Origin of the sequence: Arthrobacter sp. zg-Y179 (assembly GCF_020907345.1) — a bacterium.
GTDB lineage: Bacteria > Actinomycetota > Actinomycetes > Actinomycetales > Micrococcaceae > Arthrobacter_B > Arthrobacter_B jinronghuae.
In genome coordinates this window covers 188,548-203,140 of sequence record NZ_JAJJOB010000002.1, presented here as the reverse complement: position 1 = coordinate 203,140, position 14,593 = coordinate 188,548, and the positions used below count along the sequence as shown (strand labels likewise).

Genomic DNA, 14,593 nt, shown 5'->3' with positions numbered 1-14,593 from the left:
CGCCGGCAGGTACGCTGGCGGGTATGACTAACGGGCACCATTCGGATCATCCGGCCGCTCCCGGGGCGGCCCCGCAGCACACCGGCGAGACCTATCACCGGTTCCTCACGGATCTTTTCGGCGCGATCGCCTACGGCGAACTGTCGGCGTTTGAACGGATGTCTTCCGACGCCCGCTTTTCCCCGACGCTGCATGACCGTGCCACGCTCGGACGCCTGGCCGTGCATGAATACGCGCACTTCGAGTTGATCTGCGCCCGGCTCAGTGCCATGGGAGTGGACCCCGAAGAAGCCATGCGGCCCTTCCAGCCCTCGGTGGACGCGTTCCACGACCGCACCCGGCCGGCCGACTGGTATGAGTCGCTGATGAAGTTCTACGTCACGGACGCCATTTCCGACGATTTCTACTCCGCGGTGGCATCCCGGCTGGATGCGGAAACAAACAGCCTGTTCCAAGGCCTCAAGGCTACGGAGCAGCCCGGCGAAATCCTGCTCGGCAGGTTGCGGGAAGCCCTTGCGGATGACCCGCGGCTGGCCTCGCGGCTGGCACTCTGGGGCAGGCGGCTGGTGGGCGAAGCCCTGACCCAGGCCCAGCGGGTCCTGATTGAACGGGCCTTCCTGGGCGGGCTGTTCGACGACGGCGGCCAGAGCGCCGTCGACGCCGAAATCAAGTCGCTCACGGCGCAGCTGACGCGAAACCACTCAAAGCGGATGAGCCTCCTCGGCCTGACGGCTTAGCCCTGCGGTACACTTCCCCCGTACGGAAGCGCTGGCTGCGGCCGGAGACTGGCTGCAGGGGGAATCTATTGCGGGGGAAAGCAACACGGAAGTGGGCGCGGGGTGCCCTGGCCGCAGTGGTTTCTGCGCTCCTGCTTCTGGCCGCGGCTCCGGCTATCCGCCCGGACCCCGGAGCCGGCGGGACGGCGTCGGCACTTCCACCGGGCGGCGCTGCCTCTGCGGAAGCTCTGCCCGAGCCGGCGGTGATCCGGCCCAGTGAAACAGCTCCCCCCGCGGCTCCGGCTGCCGGATCGCTGGTTTATATGCCACAGACCGGCCGGACGATGTCCGTAGTTCCTGGAGTGGAGGACTCCGTCCTGGTGATCGGCGACTCGCAGGCCGGTCCGGATACCTGGGTGGGGCAGGGGCTGGAACAGGCCGGGTACCCTGCGATCATCAGGGGGGCAGGCGGAACCGGTTACGTCCAAGGGCACGGCTCAGTGGACGGATATGCCCGGGCGCTGGAAGCACACCAGTGGCTGCTCCCGTGGGGCACGCCGCGGTTGATTGTGCTTCAGGGCGGCGGCAATGACACCGCCCATCCCGCCGCAGACATCCGTGCCGAAGCGCTCCGGCTAATCCGCGACCTGCGGCAAAGCTACCCGTCCGTCCGGATTGTCATGGTGGGGGTCATCGGTGACGGCACGGGACGGCGTAGCGAGGTGGATGGGGTGCTGGCCGCCGTGGCCGCCGAACAGGGGATCGACTTCCTTAGCCCGGGGGACTGGTGGGCGCGGTACGGACTGAACGGCAGACTGCGGCCGGACGGAAGGCATCTGAGCCCGGAAGGACATCGGGTGGCGGCCGGCGTGTTCGCACGCGAGCTGGCCAGGATGATGCCGCCTGCCCTCCCGCAGGCGCGGCCATATCATGCGGTGCCGTAATCCCCGTCGCCGTAACCCACGAACGGACCATGTGGGACATGAAGAAAGGGCGGTGCCGAAGCACCGCCCTTTTCTATGTCCTGTTCCCGCTTCCGGGTGACAGCGCACTACCGGAGCTACAAACGCAGGATGCGTTCCGTCTCCGCCGTGTCCGCCTTGGCGCGGCTGCGCCCGATCGGAACGGCCGCCACGAGCGGCGCCACGATGGACACTGCCACCGGGACTGCCCAGCCGATCCAATCCGCTTCGAAGGAGGTGACTCCGGCTGCGCGCAGCACCAGCCACGTGATGAGCGCCGCGCACACGGCAATGCCCGGGAGCAGCAGCGCGCCGTATAGGGCGCGGCGGCGGTCGGCAGCCCAGACTGCGAACCCCGCGGCAACCGCGGTCAGCGTGACCAGGATCAGGCTAAGCATGGAAGCGGCGGGTTAGAGGGCGCCGAAACCGACGCGGCGGACTTCCTCGGCACCGATCTCGACGTATCCGATGGATGCACCGGGAACAACGATCAGCCGGCCCTTGATGTCCTTGAGCCGGAGCAGGGCGCCGTTGGCGAGGGACTGCTCCACTGCGTCGGCAACCTCATCAGCGCTCTGGCTGGATTCGAAGACAATTTCGCGGGCTACATTCTGAATGCCGATTTTTACTTCCACCGTGGTGCCTCCTGATTAACGATTTACGAACTGATCGAAATCTACTCTAGATCTCCTTGGGGAACCGGCTGATTCCGCGCCAAGCTAAACGGTAAACCAGCTCGCTTGCCGCATCGATGTCCAGGCCGCCGTCGGTTTCCAGCCAATACCGGGCGCTCACCTGCGCCATTCCGGCCAGGGCGCGGCCGAGCAGGGTGGCCTCGAGGTGGGACAGCTTGGTGTCTTCGGCAATAACGCCGGCAATGCTGTTCGCGAAGCGGGCATTGAATTCCTCAATGCGGGCACTGACCTCGGCGTCATTGGTGAGGTCGGATTCAAAAACCATCCGGTGCCCCTGGCTGTCCTGCGCCACGAAGCGGAAATAGGCCCGCATGGTTTCCCGGACCCGAAGCTTATTGTCCGTGGTGGAGTTCAAGGCGGTGCGCAGGAACTCCGTCAGCGTGTTCAGGTGGTTGTCCAGCAGGGCCATGTACAGCTCCCGCTTGCCGGGGAAGTGCTGGTAGAGCACGGGTTTGCTGACGTGCGCCGCTTCGGCGATCTCGTCCATGGCTGCACCGTGGAAGCCGTTGCTGACAAACACTTCCTGCGCTGCGCTTAGCAGCTGCCGGCGGCGTTCCTCCCGGGGGAGTCGAACCGGTTTACCGGCTGCCTGGTTACTCACTGGTGGACCTCTCAACAGTTCCGGAGCCCTGAGCTGCACGGACAATGACCCTTAGTTTACCCGCGGGTATTCCAAGCGACAGGCCCCACCGCCATACCTGTGGCTTAGATTGGACTTCATGACCTTAGCAAGTGCATCCGTCCCGGTCGGGGAACTACCTGCTTTGGTGGCGCCCGGCGCGGACCTTACCCGCGACGAAACCGAACGCTACTCCCGACACCTCATCATCCCGGGATTCGGGTCCACGGCACAGCGCCGGCTGAAGAACGCGAAGGTGCTGGTGGTGGGGGCCGGCGGGCTGGGCTCTCCGGCGCTGCTCTATCTGGCTGCGGCGGGCGTGGGCACGCTCGGCGTTGTCGACGACGACGTCGTGGATGTCTCCAACCTGCAGCGCCAGGTCATCCACGGCGTATCCGACGTCGGTACCCCCAAAGCGGAGTCCGCAGCCCGAACCGTGGCGGAGCTGAATCCGCTGGTCGAGGTGGTCCTGCACCGGGAGCGGCTGGACAACTCCAACGTCCTGGCGATCTTTTCCGGTTACGACCTGATTGTGGACGGCACGGATAATTTCGCCACCCGCTACCTGATCAACGACGCCGCCGAAATCCTGGGCAAGCCGTACGTCTGGGGTTCGATCCTCCGCTACGACGGACAGGTGAGCGTCTTCTGGGGCAAACACGGGCCCACCTACCGCGATCTTTTCCCGCAGGCGCCGCCGGCCGGTTCCGTTCCCTCCTGCGCGGAAGGGGGCGTGCTCGGGGTCCTCTGTGCGCAGATCGGCTCCGTCATGGTCAATGAGGCCATCAAGCTGATCACCGGAACGGGCCGGACCCTGCTGGGCCGGGTCCTGGTCTTCAACGCACTGGAGATGAGCTGGCGCGAACTTCGGGTCCGGCGGGATCCGGAGGCCCTCCCCGTCACGGAGCTAAGCGATTACCAGGCGTTCTGCGGCATTACGCCGACGGAGCCTGTACCCGCCGGGGCGGAAGTGGACGTGGACGTGCTGCGGGACCTGCTGGCCGAACGCTCGGCCGGGCTCAGGGACTTCGAGCTCTTGGACGTCCGGGAGCCGGGGGAACACGACATTGTCCGCATCGACGGGGCCCGGCTGGCGCCGCGGGGCGCCGTGCTGGCGGGGGAGTTCCGGCCGGAGCCGGGACGGCCGGTCTACGTGCACTGCAAATCCGGGGTGCGGTCCGCCGAGGTCGCGGCCTATCTGCGCGGTGCAGGCTATCCGGAGGTCTACAACGTCACCGGCGGGATCCTGGAATGGGTGCGCCGGGTGGAACCGGAGAAACCGGTCTACTGAAACGCCCTACGCGGACTTCGGTTCGGCGTCGTCCGAGTCGGCGGCGCCGTCCGCAGGCGAACCGGCATCCTTGGCGGGCGCTGCGGCCTCGCTGCGCTCCACCGTGATCCCGTACAGGGCTTCAAGGCCCCGGATGTAGTCCTCCTGCTGGCCGCTTGCGGCCAGTTCCCGGGCGCGGACGGTGGGAACGTGGAGCAGCTGCTTGACCATGCGGCGCATGGCGAACTCCACTTCCTGGGCGGCCCCGGTGCATCCGTGCTGGGCACGGACCTTCTCCAGCTCCGATTCCAGCACGTCCAAGGTGTGCCGGCGCAGGGCAACGATGGCTGAGTCCATTTCACGGCTGAGCTGCTGCTTGGAAAAGTTCTTCGCGGCATCGGCAACAATGGTGCTCGCCTGCTTCAGCGACTCGGCCTGCTCGGCCGGTGCGGCCAGCCGGACGGACTCCAGGGTGATCAGTTCGACGCCGTCGATCTCGCGGACGGCCGGATCGAAGTCGTGCGTCAAGGCAAGGTCGATGATGATCAGCGGCTTGCCTGCTTCGGCACGGACACGGCGGACATCTTCGGCGCTGACCTGGCTGTCGCTGCCGCTGCAGCCGATGACGACGTCGGCCCGGGTCAGGGCCTTGGGCAGGGACGAACGGGTCAGGGGCTTCCCGCCCCGGGAGGCGGCAAAGGACTCTGCGCGGTTGGAGGAGGAGTAGACGCTGATGTCGGTGCAGCCGCGCTCCTTGAGCAGGGCCATGGTGGCGCCGGCGTAGGCGCCGGTGCCGAAAACCACCACTGACTTCTTTGACCAGTCGCGGTTCTCGGACAGGTCCGTGGCCAGCCCCAGGGCGACCGAAACAATGGAAAGCCCCCGTTTACCGAGGGCTGTAAGGGCACCGACGTCCTTGGCGGTGCGGGAAGCGGTCTGGAATAAGCGGGTGAGGCCGCCGCTGGCGGTTCCGCTCTCCTGGGCTTCAATGAGCGCCCGGCGGACCTGGCCGGCGATTTCGCGTTCGCCGACGACGGCGGAATCAAGTCCCGCGCCGACCGCGAAGAGGTGCTGGGGGACGGACTCGCCGGTGTTCGTGGCAAAGGAGCGGGAAACGAGGTCTTCACTCATGCCGGAGTGCCGGCTGATTTCTGCAACAACAGCGGAACGGGCGGCTTCAATATCGGCATCCGAGCCGGTCTCGCAATACACCTCCAACCGGTTGCAGGTAGCGAGGACAACGGAGCCGGCGACGGCGCTTCCGGAATCGACCAGCGAAGACGAGACCTCGGATGCGCCGGCACTCAGCCGGGCGACAGTCTCCAGGTCTACGTCGGTGTGCGTAGCAATGAGGGAAAGTAGAACCACAGTAGGTCAATACTAGCCACGCCCAGGAGGATACCTTCAATCGGACTGCCCGAATTCCTCCTTTAGGGGTGTGAGAAGCGCCACCACGGCCGCCGTGAGGTGCCCGGTTATGGCTTGTCCCGGATTTTGGGGAGAATCAAGGTATGACTCTTAGCGCCACGCACCCGCTGCTGGACGGCCGGACGGCCGATTCCCCCCTGATCACCGCGTACCGCGGCGGAACCCCCGCCCGCCGCCCGGTGTGGTTTATGCGTCAGGCCGGCCGTTCCCTGCCCGAGTACCTGAAAGCCAGGCAGGGGACCGGAATGCTGGAATCCTGCCTCCGGCCCGAGCTGGCGGCGGAGATCACCCTGCAGCCGGTGCGCCGCCACGACGTGGATGCGGGCATCTTCTTTTCCGACATCGTTATTCCGCTGAAACTGGCCGGCGTGGACGTGGACATCGTTCCCGGCGTCGGACCCGTGCTGGGCAGTCCGGTGCGTACCGCCGCCGACGTCGCCGCCCTGCCGCGGCTGACCGAAGAGGCGCTGGAACCGATCCGGGAAGCCGTGCGGCTGACGGTTGCCGAGCTCGGCTCCAAGCCGCTGATCGGATTCGCCGGCGCGCCGTTCACCCTGGCCGCCTACATGGTCGAGGGCAAGCCGTCCCGTGACCACCTCGGCCCGCGCACCATGATGCACGCTGACCCCGATGCCTGGCAGGCGCTGACCGCCTGGGCCGCCGATGCGTCCGGAATGTTCCTGCGCGCGCAACTGGAAGCGGGCGCCAGCGCCGGCCAGCTCTTCGACTCCTGGGCCGGTTCCCTTGGCCTCGCCGACTACGTCAAGCACGTAGCACCTGCCTCCTCCCGTGCCTTGGACCATGTGCGCGGCCTCGGTGCCCCGCTGGTGCATTTCGGCACCGGCACGTCCGAGCTGCTGGTGGCCATGCGCGACGTCGGCGTGGATGTTGTCGGCGTGGATTACCGGCTGCCGCTGGACGAAGCCAACCGCCGCCTCGGCGGCACGACGCCGCTGCAGGGCAACATTGACCCCGCACTGCTGAGCGCGCCGTGGGACATCCTGGAAGCACACGTCCGCGAAGTCCTTGCCGCAGGCGCAGCCGCTCCGGGCCACGTGGTCAACCTTGGCCACGGCGTGCCGCCGGAAACCGACGCAGGCGTCCTGACGCGGGTGGTTGAACTGATTCATTCGGTGGAGCCGTAGGCATGCCCCACCGTTTCCTCACAAAGCCGGAGAAAGCCGCAAAAGCTGAAAACGCTGCTCAAAGCGCGGCTCACAAAGCCGGCGGCGAAACCCCCAGCGGTCCCACCGCCGTCGTTATAGGCGGCGGAATTTCCGGCCTCATCGCGGCCCGGGACCTGCAGCGGGCAGGCGTCCAGGTGGCCGTGGTGGAGGCCTCGGACCGGTTCGGCGGCTGCGTCGGCCGGCACGAGGTGGCCGGCGTGCAGCTGGACAGCGGAGCGGAGTCCTTCGCCACGAGGTCACCGGCCGTTCCAAACCTGGTTGAGGAGCTCGGCCTGGCGGACGCAGTGGTCCAGCCCAACCCTGCCGGGTCATGGCTGCAGCTGGCGGCCGAGGACCTGCCGTCGGGAGCGCAGCAGATGCCGAGCAGCGGCCTGCTCGGCATCCCCGCAGACCCCCGGCACCCGGACATTGTCCGTGCCCTTGGCCGCGCGGGAGCAGCCCGGGCAGCCATGGACAAGGTCCTGCCGGTGGGTAACCTGACCCGCCGCCCGTCCATGAGCCTGGGGGACGTGGTGCGGGCGCGGATGGGCGAAGCGGTGCTTCGCCGGCTCGTCACTCCGGTGGTCGGCGGCGTCTATTCCGCCGACCCCGACGTGCTCGACGTCGACTCCGTGGCACCGGGCCTGCGCGCTGCCGTCTCCCGGCACGGTTCCCTGGGCGCCGCCGTCGGTGCCATGCGTGCAGCAGCACCTGCCGGTTCGGCAGTGGCCGGACTCGACGGCGGAATGGGCCGGCTGGCCGAGGCGCTGGTCTCCGATCTGGAAACCTCCGGTGCGCTCCTGCGCTCCGGCGTCCGTGCCGAATCCCTGACCCGCGGTGCCGAAGGATGGCGGATCCGCTGCAGCGGCGGGCAGGAACTGGCAGCCGACGCCGTGGTGGTTGCCGCCGAAGGCCCCGCAGCTGTTGACCTCCTGGCTACCGCGCTGCCCGAGGTGGCGGCCTACCGGCCGCAGCCGGGACCCGGCGTCGCCCTGGTGACCCTGGTGGTGGACCTGCCGGAACTGGACGCCATGCCGCGCGGCACCGGCGTCCTGGTAGCGCGGGAGGTGGAAGGCATCGACGCGAAGGCCATGACGCACGCCACCGCCAAGTGGCAGTGGCTCGCCGATTCCACCGGCCCCGGAACCCATGTACTGCGCCTTTCCTACGGGCGGGCACTGAATCCGGAGGACTCCGCCGCGGAACCGGTGCACGTGGACCGCACCGACAATGACCTCTTCCGGCAGGCCGTGGCCGACGCGTCCGGCCTGCTGCAGGTGGAAATCAAGGCCGACGACGTCGTCGGGTGGGACGTGGTCCGGTGGGTGGGCGCATTGCCCTCCGCCGCCGTCGGGCATAAGGACCGGGTGGACGCCGTCCGCGCGGCGGTGGCCGAATCGCCCGGACTGGAAGCGGTGGGAGCCTGGCTGGCCGGAACCGGCCTGGCCGCCGTCACCGCCGACACCCGCACCCGAATGGCAGCGCTGGCGAACGCACTGCTGTGATGTTCCGCACTTTCTACAAATTGTAGAAGTGCGGTGTTTCGACTTACCTATATGCAAAGGGCAGACTGTTAAACATGAGTGAGACGATGGACCGCAGCGCCGCCGGAACGGCCGGCAACGACGAACAGTTCTTTACCCTTTGGACCGTTTTCAAGCGGTCCTCCATGCCGAAAGCGCCCGTCTCGAACGGTGCCGTTGATGCCTTCGAGGCCCTGACCAAGGACCTCGCTGCCAGCAATGTCACGCTCCGCGGACTCTACGATGTGTCCGCCATGCGCGTGGACGCCGACGTGATGGTGTGGCTGCACGGCAGCGCGCCGGAAGCGCTGCAGGCGGCCCTGCGGCAGATCCGCCGGACGGAACTGTTCGCCGGCACCGAGATCGCCTGGTCCGCCATGGGTGTGCACCGCGACGCTGAGTTCTCCAAGAACCACTGGCCGTCCTTCGCCCGGGGCATCGATCCCGAGACCTGGATCTGCGTTTACCCGTTCGTCCGTTCCTACGAGTGGTACCAGCTGCCCGCCGAGGAACGCGGCAAGATGCTGCGCGACCACGGCATGCTCGGCCGCGAATTCCCCCAGGTCCTTGCCAACACCGTGGCCTCCTTCGCCCTGGGCGACTGGGAATGGATCCTGGGCCTCGAAGCTCCCAACCTGGTTGACCTCGTCGACATGATGCGCCACCTGCGCGCCACCGAGGCCCGCAACCACGTCCGTGAAGAAGTCCCGTTCTACACCGGCCGGCGTATCCCGGCCGCCGAAGTTGCTGAGGTACTCAAATGACATCCGCTGTTTCCCACGAGCCTGCCTTCGACCCCTTTGAGGGCGTCGATGAAAACGGCCGCATGGCCCCGAAGCACTACGACGCCATCCTGCTGGCCTCCTTCGGCGGCCCGGAAGGCCAGGAAGACGTCATTCCCTTCCTGCGCAACGTCACCGCCGGCCGCGGCATCCCCGATGAGCGGCTGGAGGAAGTGGCCACCCACTACCGCGCCAACGGCGGCATCAGCCCCATCAATGAGCAGAACCGCGCGCTGAAGGCGGCACTGGAAGCAGAGCTGGCACGCCGAGGCGTCGAACTGCCCGTCCTCTGGGGCAACCGCAACTGGGCGCCCTACATCAAGGACGTCCTCCAGGAGGCGTACGACAACGGCTACCGCCGCATCCTCATGGTCACCACCAGCGTCTACTCCTCGTACTCGAGCTGCCGCCAATACCGCGAAGACCTGGGCATGAACCTCCTGAAGACCGGGCTGGACAAGAAGCTGCACGTGGATAAGGTCCGCCAGTACTTCGACCACCCCGGCTTCGTGGAGCCCTTCGTCGAAGGCGTCCGCGAGTCCGTCGCCAAGGTCCGCGCGCAGCTGGCCGCCAAGGGCGTGGACAACGAGAAGATCGAGATCCTCTTCTCCACCCACTCCATTCCCACCGCCGACGCCGAAGCCTCCGGTCCGCGCGACCGCGAGTTCGAAGAAGGCAGCGCCTACGTGGCCCAGCACCTGGCCAACGCCCGCGCCATCATGGAGCGGGTCCCCGAAGCCGCAGGCATGGACTGGCAGCTGGTCTACCAGTCCCGCTCCGGTGCACCGCACATCCCCTGGCTGGAACCGGACATCAACGACGCGATCGCCGAACTGCCCGCCAAGGGCGTCAACGGCGTGGTCATTGTTCCGCTGGGCTTCGTCAGCGACCACATGGAAGTGATCTGGGACCTCGACACCGAGGCCATGGATACCTGCACGGAACTGGGCCTGGCGGCGGACCGCACGCCGACCCCCGGCATCCACGAGACCTTCGTGTCCGGACTGGTGGACCTGCTGCAGGAACGCACCCTGGAAAACAACATTGCCATCCGCCCCGCCATGACCGACCTCGGCCCGTGGTACGACGTCTGCCGCCCCGGCTGCTGCGCGAACCTGCGCGGCGAGAAGCCGACAATTGCAGGCGCCGATTCCACCGTGGGCGTCCAGTAGTGGCGCACTCGCCCGTCCTGATCGGCACCCGCGGCAGCGCCCTGGCCGTTACCCAAACCACCACCGTGGCCGAGGCCCTGTCCGGGCTCGGCGGCTTCGACGTCGAACTGGTCCGGGTGCGCACCGAGGGTGACATCAACCGTGCCGCCCTGTCGCAGATCGGCGGGACCGGCGTGTTCGTGGCCGCGCTGCGCGACTCGCTGCTGCGCGGGGACTGCGATGTTGCCGTGCACTCGCTCAAGGACCTGCCCACCTCCCCGGCGGACGGCCTTGTCCTGGGCGCCATTCCGGAACGGGTGGATGTCCGCGACGTGCTGTGTGCCCGTGACGGGCTGACCCTGGCCGGCCTTCCCGCCGGTGCGAAGATCGGCACCGGTTCCCCGCGCCGGGCAGCCCAGCTGCGGGCCGCCCGCCCGGACCTGGAGATCGTGGACATCCGCGGCAACGTGGATACCCGCCTCGGCCGGGTTGCCGGCCTGGTGGAAGGCGCCCCCGGTGACCTCGACGCCGTGGTGCTGGCGGCCGCCGGCCTGGCCCGGCTGGGCCGCCTGAACATGGTTACCGAGTTCATTGATCCCGCCGTGATGCTTCCCGCCCCCGGCCAGGGAGCGCTGGCAGTGGAGTGCCGCACGGCCGACGCCGCCGAAGGGCAGCTCGCGGCGGCACTTGCCGCGTATGACCACCTCGAAAGCCGCCTCACGGTGGCAGCCGAACGGGCCATGCTCGGCAGGCTTGAGGCAGGGTGCACGGCTCCGGTCGGTGCGCTGGCCAGCGTCGGAGCCGAAGGCATCACGCTTGAAGCCGTGGTCTGCAGCGACGACGGCACCCGGCTGATGCGCCGCACCGGCGTCGTCAGCGAACGCAACGAAGATGCCGCCCGCGCCCTGGGCGTGCAGGTTGCCGAGGAGCTGCTGGCGGCCGGCGCCGCGCAGCTCACGGATCTTCCTGCCAGCTGATGCCCGGATTCCGGAGCTGCTGAGATGGCAGCCAGACACCACGGCCCGGACCTCGCCGGACTGAACGTTGTCCTTCCACGCACCCCGGACCGGGCTTCGGCCATGGTCCGGGAGTTGCAGGACTGCGGGGCATCGGTGACGCTGATGCCCCTGATCGACTTCCAGTTCCCGGCGGACACCGCACAGCTGGACCGCGCACTGAATTCGCTGAAATCCGGCCGGTTCGCCTGGGTGGTCTTCACCAGTGTCACCACCGTGCGGGCCGTGACCCGCCGGTGTGTTGCCCTGGGCATCTGCCCCGAGGCCCTGGTGCCCGCCGATACCCGGATCGCGGCCGTCGGTGCCGGAACGCGGCAGGCCTTGGAAGAAGTCGGCTTCGATATCGATTTCCTGCCCGACACCGACCAGTCGGCCCGGGGCCTGGCCGCATCCTGGCCGGATCCTTCCGGATCGGATCCGGAGGGCGGGGACCTGCGGGTGCTGCTGCCGCAGGCCGATATCGCCGACCCGTCCCTGCACGAGGCACTGACCTCCCTGGGCTGGGAGGTCCGCGCCGTGACCGCGTACTGCACGGTGGACTACCCGGCTACGGGCGTGCGCTTCACCCCGGCGGTTACCGGGGAAGGACTCCTGGACCCCGAAGCCTTCGCCGCGTCGGCACCCGCCGGACGCCGCGCCGTCGTCCTCACCTCACCGAGCATCGCCCGCCGGTTCGTCCGGCGCTGCGTGCCGGTCCCGGCCGGGACACTGCTGGTGGCCATCGGCGACAGCACAGCTGCGCGGATGCGCGAACTGGGTGCGGGACCGGATGCCGTGGCGAAGCAGCCAACCCCGGCGGGAATAGCCGACGCACTCTCCGTTGCTATGTCTACGGGTCCTACTACCTAGTTCCCCATCATTACCGGAAGGCAGAACCATCCCCATGAGCTTCCCTCAGCACCGTCCCCGCCGCCTCCGCACCACCCCCGCCATGCGGCGGCTGACCGCAGAATTCCGGCTGGATCCGGCCGAGCTGATCCTTCCGGCCTTCGTCCGTGAGGGCATCACCGAGCCGAACCCGCTCACATCCATGCCCGGCGTCGTCCAGCACACCATGGACAGCCTGAAGAAAGCCGCGTCCGAAGCGGCAGAGCTGGGCATCGGCGGCATCATGCTCTTCGGCATCCCCGCCGAGCGCGACGCCGTCGGCAGCGCGGGCACCGACCCCAACGGCATCCTCAACCGCGGCATCGCCGCCGTCCGCGAGGAAGTCGGCGACGAGCTCGTCATCATGAGCGATGTCTGCCTGGACGAATTCACCGACCACGGACACTGCGGCGTGCTGGATGAAAACGGCGTGGTGGACAATGACACCACCCTGGAGATCTACGGCCGGATGGCGGTGGAGCAGGCCCGCGCCGGCGCGCATGTGCTGGGCCCGTCGGGCATGATGGACGGGCAGATCGCCGTCATCCGCCACGCCCTGGACACCGCCGGCTTCACCGACGTTTCCCTGTTCGCCTACGCCGCCAAGTACGCCTCCGCGTTCTACGGCCCCTTCCGCGAAGCGGTGGACTCCCAGCTGAAGGGCGACCGCCGTACCTACCAGATGGACGCCTCGAACCGCCGTGAGGCCCTCCTCGAAGTGGAGCTGGACCTCGAAGAAGGCGCCGACATGTTGATGGTCAAGCCGGCCATGAGCTACCTCGACGTGCTGGCCGATGTGGCCGCCATGTCCCCGGTCCCGGTGGGCGCTTACCAGATCTCCGGCGAGTACGCGATGATTGAAGCTGCCGCCGCCAACGGCTGGATTGACCGCCGCCGGGCCATCGAAGAGTCCGTGCTGGGCATCAAGCGGGCCGGCGCCAACATGATTCTCACCTACTGGGCCACCGAACTGGCGGCCTGGCTGAAGGAAAGCAAGTAATGTCCTCACCTGTCTCACCGTCGTCCTCCGAAGAACTCTTTGACCGCGCCCGGGCCCTGATGCCCGGCGGCGTGAACTCCCCGGTCCGGGCCTTCGGCTCCGTGGGCGGCACGCCCCGTTTCATGGTTTCCGCCAAGGGCCCGTACATCACCGACTCCGAGGGCCGCGAATACGTGGACCTCGTCTGCTCCTGGGGCCCGGCACTGGTGGGCCACTCCCACCCGGACGTCCTGGCCGCCGTACACGCAGCCGTGGACAACGGACTGTCCTTCGGTGCGTCCACCCCGGCCGAAGCCGAACTGGCGCAGCTGGTCATGGACCGCGTGCCGGGCGTGAAGCGCCTGCGCATGGTGTCCACCGGCACGGAAGCCACCATGACAGCCATCCGGCTGGCCCGCGGCTTCACCGGCCGGAACCTGGTCATCAAGTTCGCCGGCTGCTACCACGGCCACCTCGACGGGCTGCTCGCCTCCGCCGGCTCCGGCCTGGCCACCCTGGCACTGCCCGGCTCGGCCGGCGTCACCGAAGCGACCGCCGCGGAGACCCTGGTGCTGCCGTACAACGACGTGGCCGCCGTCGAGAAGGCGTTCGCCGAGCACGGCGCCAACATCGCCGCAGTCATCACCGAAGCCGCCCCGGCGAACATGGGCGTGGTTACTCCGGACGAGGGCTTCAATGCCGCCCTGTCCCGGATCACCGCCTCGCACGGCGCGCTGCTGATCCTCGACGAGGTACTCACCGGATTCCGCACCGGACCGGCAGGCTTCTGGGGGCTGACCGGTGCGAAGGAAGGCTGGACCCCGGACCTGTTCACCTTCGGCAAGGTGATCGGCGGCGGCATGCCCGTCGCAGCCCTGGGTGGCCGCGCCGACGTGATGGACTACCTCGCGCCGCTGGGCCCGGTCTACCAGGCCGGCACCCTCTCGGGTAACCCGATTGCCATGGCAGCCGGCGTCGCCACGCTCAAGGCCGCCACCGCCGAGGTCTACGCCAACGTGGATGCCCGCTCCGCGGAGCTCTCCGCCGCAGTGTCCGCCGAACTGGAGGCGGCCGGCGTGGACCACAGCATCCAGCGCGCGGGCAGCCTCTTCAGCGTCGCCTTCGGCACTTCCGCCACCGGCGTGCACAACTACGAGCAGGCCCAGGCGCAGGAAGCGTTCCGGTATCGCCCGTTCTTCCACTCGATGCTCGACGCAGGGGTCTACCTGCCGCCGTCGGTGTTCGAGGCCTGGTTCCTGTCCGGCGCCCACGACGACGCCGCGATGAACCGGATCTACGCCGCGCTGCCGGCCGCTGCGAAGGCCGCTGCTGCAGCCCAGCCGTAAGGCCGGGTTCAGGGCAGTAAAAAACCCCGCACCTCCCGTTGAAACGGGAAGTGCGGGGTTTTTGCTGTCCCGC

General features: G+C 68.0%; 15 protein-coding genes. 11 read left to right on the top strand and 4 right to left on the bottom strand.

Annotation, left to right across the window (positions count from 1 at the left end):
• Positions 1-23: 23 nt before the first annotated feature.
• Together LOC56_RS01285 and LOC56_RS01280 are read left to right on the top strand one after the other, a co-directional pair.
• Positions 24-737, top strand: coding sequence for a ferritin-like fold-containing protein (locus tag LOC56_RS01285; RefSeq protein WP_229949783.1), 714 nt, complete (start codon positions 24-26; stop codon positions 735-737).
• A 323-nt stretch (positions 738-1,060) separates the two neighbouring features.
• Positions 1,061-1,660, top strand: coding sequence for an SGNH/GDSL hydrolase family protein (locus LOC56_RS01280; protein ID WP_229949781.1), 600 nt, complete (start codon positions 1,061-1,063; stop codon positions 1,658-1,660).
• Between the two features lie 116 nt (positions 1,661-1,776).
• Here the strand turns inward: LOC56_RS01280 and LOC56_RS01275 are convergent, their stop codons facing one another.
• The 3 genes from LOC56_RS01275 to LOC56_RS01265 are packed head-to-tail and all read right to left on the bottom strand — an operon-like array spanning position 1,777 to position 2,974.
• Positions 1,777-2,076 (bottom strand): hypothetical protein, encoded by a 300-nt coding sequence (locus LOC56_RS01275; RefSeq protein WP_229949780.1) that lies wholly within the window; start codon positions 2,074-2,076, stop codon positions 1,777-1,779.
• Positions 2,077-2,088: 12 nt separating this feature from the next.
• On the bottom strand, positions 2,089-2,313 hold the full coding sequence (locus LOC56_RS01270) for a DUF3107 domain-containing protein (protein ID WP_227918419.1): 225 nt from the start codon (positions 2,311-2,313) through the stop codon (positions 2,089-2,091).
• A 46-nt stretch (positions 2,314-2,359) separates the two neighbouring features.
• On the bottom strand, positions 2,360-2,974 hold the full coding sequence (locus tag LOC56_RS01265; protein WP_229949779.1) for a TetR/AcrR family transcriptional regulator: 615 nt from the start codon (positions 2,972-2,974) through the stop codon (positions 2,360-2,362).
• 118 nt (positions 2,975-3,092) lie between these two features.
• Between LOC56_RS01265 and moeB the strand changes: the two genes are divergently transcribed.
• The gene (gene moeB / locus LOC56_RS01260; protein WP_229949778.1) at positions 3,093-4,283 is read left to right on the top strand and encodes a molybdopterin-synthase adenylyltransferase MoeB; all 1,191 of its coding nucleotides are present in this window, start codon (positions 3,093-3,095) and stop codon (positions 4,281-4,283) included.
• A gap of 6 nt (positions 4,284-4,289) precedes the next feature.
• Here moeB and LOC56_RS01255 read toward each other — a convergent pair whose 3' ends face one another.
• Positions 4,290-5,630, bottom strand: a complete 1,341-nt coding sequence (locus LOC56_RS01255; RefSeq protein ID WP_229949777.1) for a glutamyl-tRNA reductase — start codon at positions 5,628-5,630, stop codon at positions 4,290-4,292.
• A 143-nt stretch (positions 5,631-5,773) separates the two neighbouring features.
• Between LOC56_RS01255 and hemE the strand changes: the two genes are divergently transcribed.
• From hemE to hemL, 8 genes are all read left to right on the top strand, one after another.
• On the top strand, positions 5,774-6,835 hold the full coding sequence (gene hemE / locus LOC56_RS01250; RefSeq protein ID WP_229949775.1) for a uroporphyrinogen decarboxylase: 1,062 nt from the start codon (positions 5,774-5,776) through the stop codon (positions 6,833-6,835).
• Positions 6,836-6,837: 2 nt separating this feature from the next.
• Positions 6,838-8,361 carry a protoporphyrinogen oxidase gene (gene hemG, locus LOC56_RS01245; protein ID WP_229949771.1) on the top strand — a complete coding sequence of 508 codons (1,524 nt, stop codon included), beginning with the start codon at positions 6,838-6,840 and terminating at the stop codon, positions 8,359-8,361.
• Between the two features lie 74 nt (positions 8,362-8,435).
• Positions 8,436-9,143: a hydrogen peroxide-dependent heme synthase gene (gene hemQ, locus LOC56_RS01240; protein WP_229949769.1), complete on the top strand. Its 708-nt coding sequence runs from the start codon at positions 8,436-8,438 to the stop codon at positions 9,141-9,143.
• A complete protein-coding gene (locus LOC56_RS01235) occupies positions 9,140-10,333 on the top strand; it encodes a ferrochelatase (protein ID WP_229949767.1) in 1,194 nt (397 codons plus the stop codon). Before hemQ ends, LOC56_RS01235 begins: the two co-directional genes overlap by 4 nt.
• Positions 10,333-11,289 carry a hydroxymethylbilane synthase gene (hemC, locus tag LOC56_RS01230; RefSeq protein ID WP_229949766.1) on the top strand — a complete coding sequence of 319 codons (957 nt, stop codon included), beginning with the start codon at positions 10,333-10,335 and terminating at the stop codon, positions 11,287-11,289. Before LOC56_RS01235 ends, hemC begins: the two co-directional genes overlap by 1 nt.
• Positions 11,290-11,313: 24 nt before the next feature.
• On the top strand, positions 11,314-12,177 hold the full coding sequence (locus LOC56_RS01225; protein WP_229949765.1) for a uroporphyrinogen-III synthase: 864 nt from the start codon (positions 11,314-11,316) through the stop codon (positions 12,175-12,177).
• Between the two features lie 34 nt (positions 12,178-12,211).
• Complete coding sequence (gene hemB, locus LOC56_RS01220; RefSeq protein ID WP_229949764.1) at positions 12,212-13,195, top strand: porphobilinogen synthase; 984 nt, start codon at positions 12,212-12,214, stop codon at positions 13,193-13,195.
• Positions 13,195-14,520, top strand: a complete 1,326-nt coding sequence (gene hemL, locus LOC56_RS01215; RefSeq protein WP_229949763.1) for a glutamate-1-semialdehyde 2,1-aminomutase — start codon at positions 13,195-13,197, stop codon at positions 14,518-14,520. The genes hemB and hemL overlap by 1 nt, the downstream gene beginning before the upstream one ends.
• The last annotated feature ends 73 nt before the right edge of the window (positions 14,521-14,593 follow it).

Bases quoted from the DNA above. Each gene is read 5' to 3' on its own strand.
- hemL (WP_229949763.1), top strand. From the start codon at position 13,195: ATGTCCTCACCTGTCTCACCGTCGTCCTCCGAAGAACTCTTTGACCGC.
- LOC56_RS01280 (WP_229949781.1), top strand. From the start codon at position 1,061: ATGTCCGTAGTTCCTGGAGTGGAGGACTCCGTCCTGGTGATCGGCGAC.
- hemE (WP_229949775.1), top strand. From the start codon at position 5,774: ATGACTCTTAGCGCCACGCACCCGCTGCTGGACGGCCGGACGGCCGAT.
- moeB (WP_229949778.1), top strand. From the start codon at position 3,093: ATGACCTTAGCAAGTGCATCCGTCCCGGTCGGGGAACTACCTGCTTTG.
- LOC56_RS01275 (WP_229949780.1), bottom strand. From the start codon at position 2,076: ATGCTTAGCCTGATCCTGGTCACGCTGACCGCGGTTGCCGCGGGGTTC.
- hemG (WP_229949771.1), top strand. From the start codon at position 6,838: ATGCCCCACCGTTTCCTCACAAAGCCGGAGAAAGCCGCAAAAGCTGAA.
- hemB (WP_229949764.1), top strand. From the start codon at position 12,212: ATGAGCTTCCCTCAGCACCGTCCCCGCCGCCTCCGCACCACCCCCGCC.
- LOC56_RS01285 (WP_229949783.1), top strand. From the start codon at position 24: ATGACTAACGGGCACCATTCGGATCATCCGGCCGCTCCCGGGGCGGCC.
- LOC56_RS01225 (WP_229949765.1), top strand. From the start codon at position 11,314: ATGGCAGCCAGACACCACGGCCCGGACCTCGCCGGACTGAACGTTGTC.
- hemQ (WP_229949769.1), top strand. From the start codon at position 8,436: ATGAGTGAGACGATGGACCGCAGCGCCGCCGGAACGGCCGGCAACGAC.
- LOC56_RS01235 (WP_229949767.1), top strand. From the start codon at position 9,140: ATGACATCCGCTGTTTCCCACGAGCCTGCCTTCGACCCCTTTGAGGGC.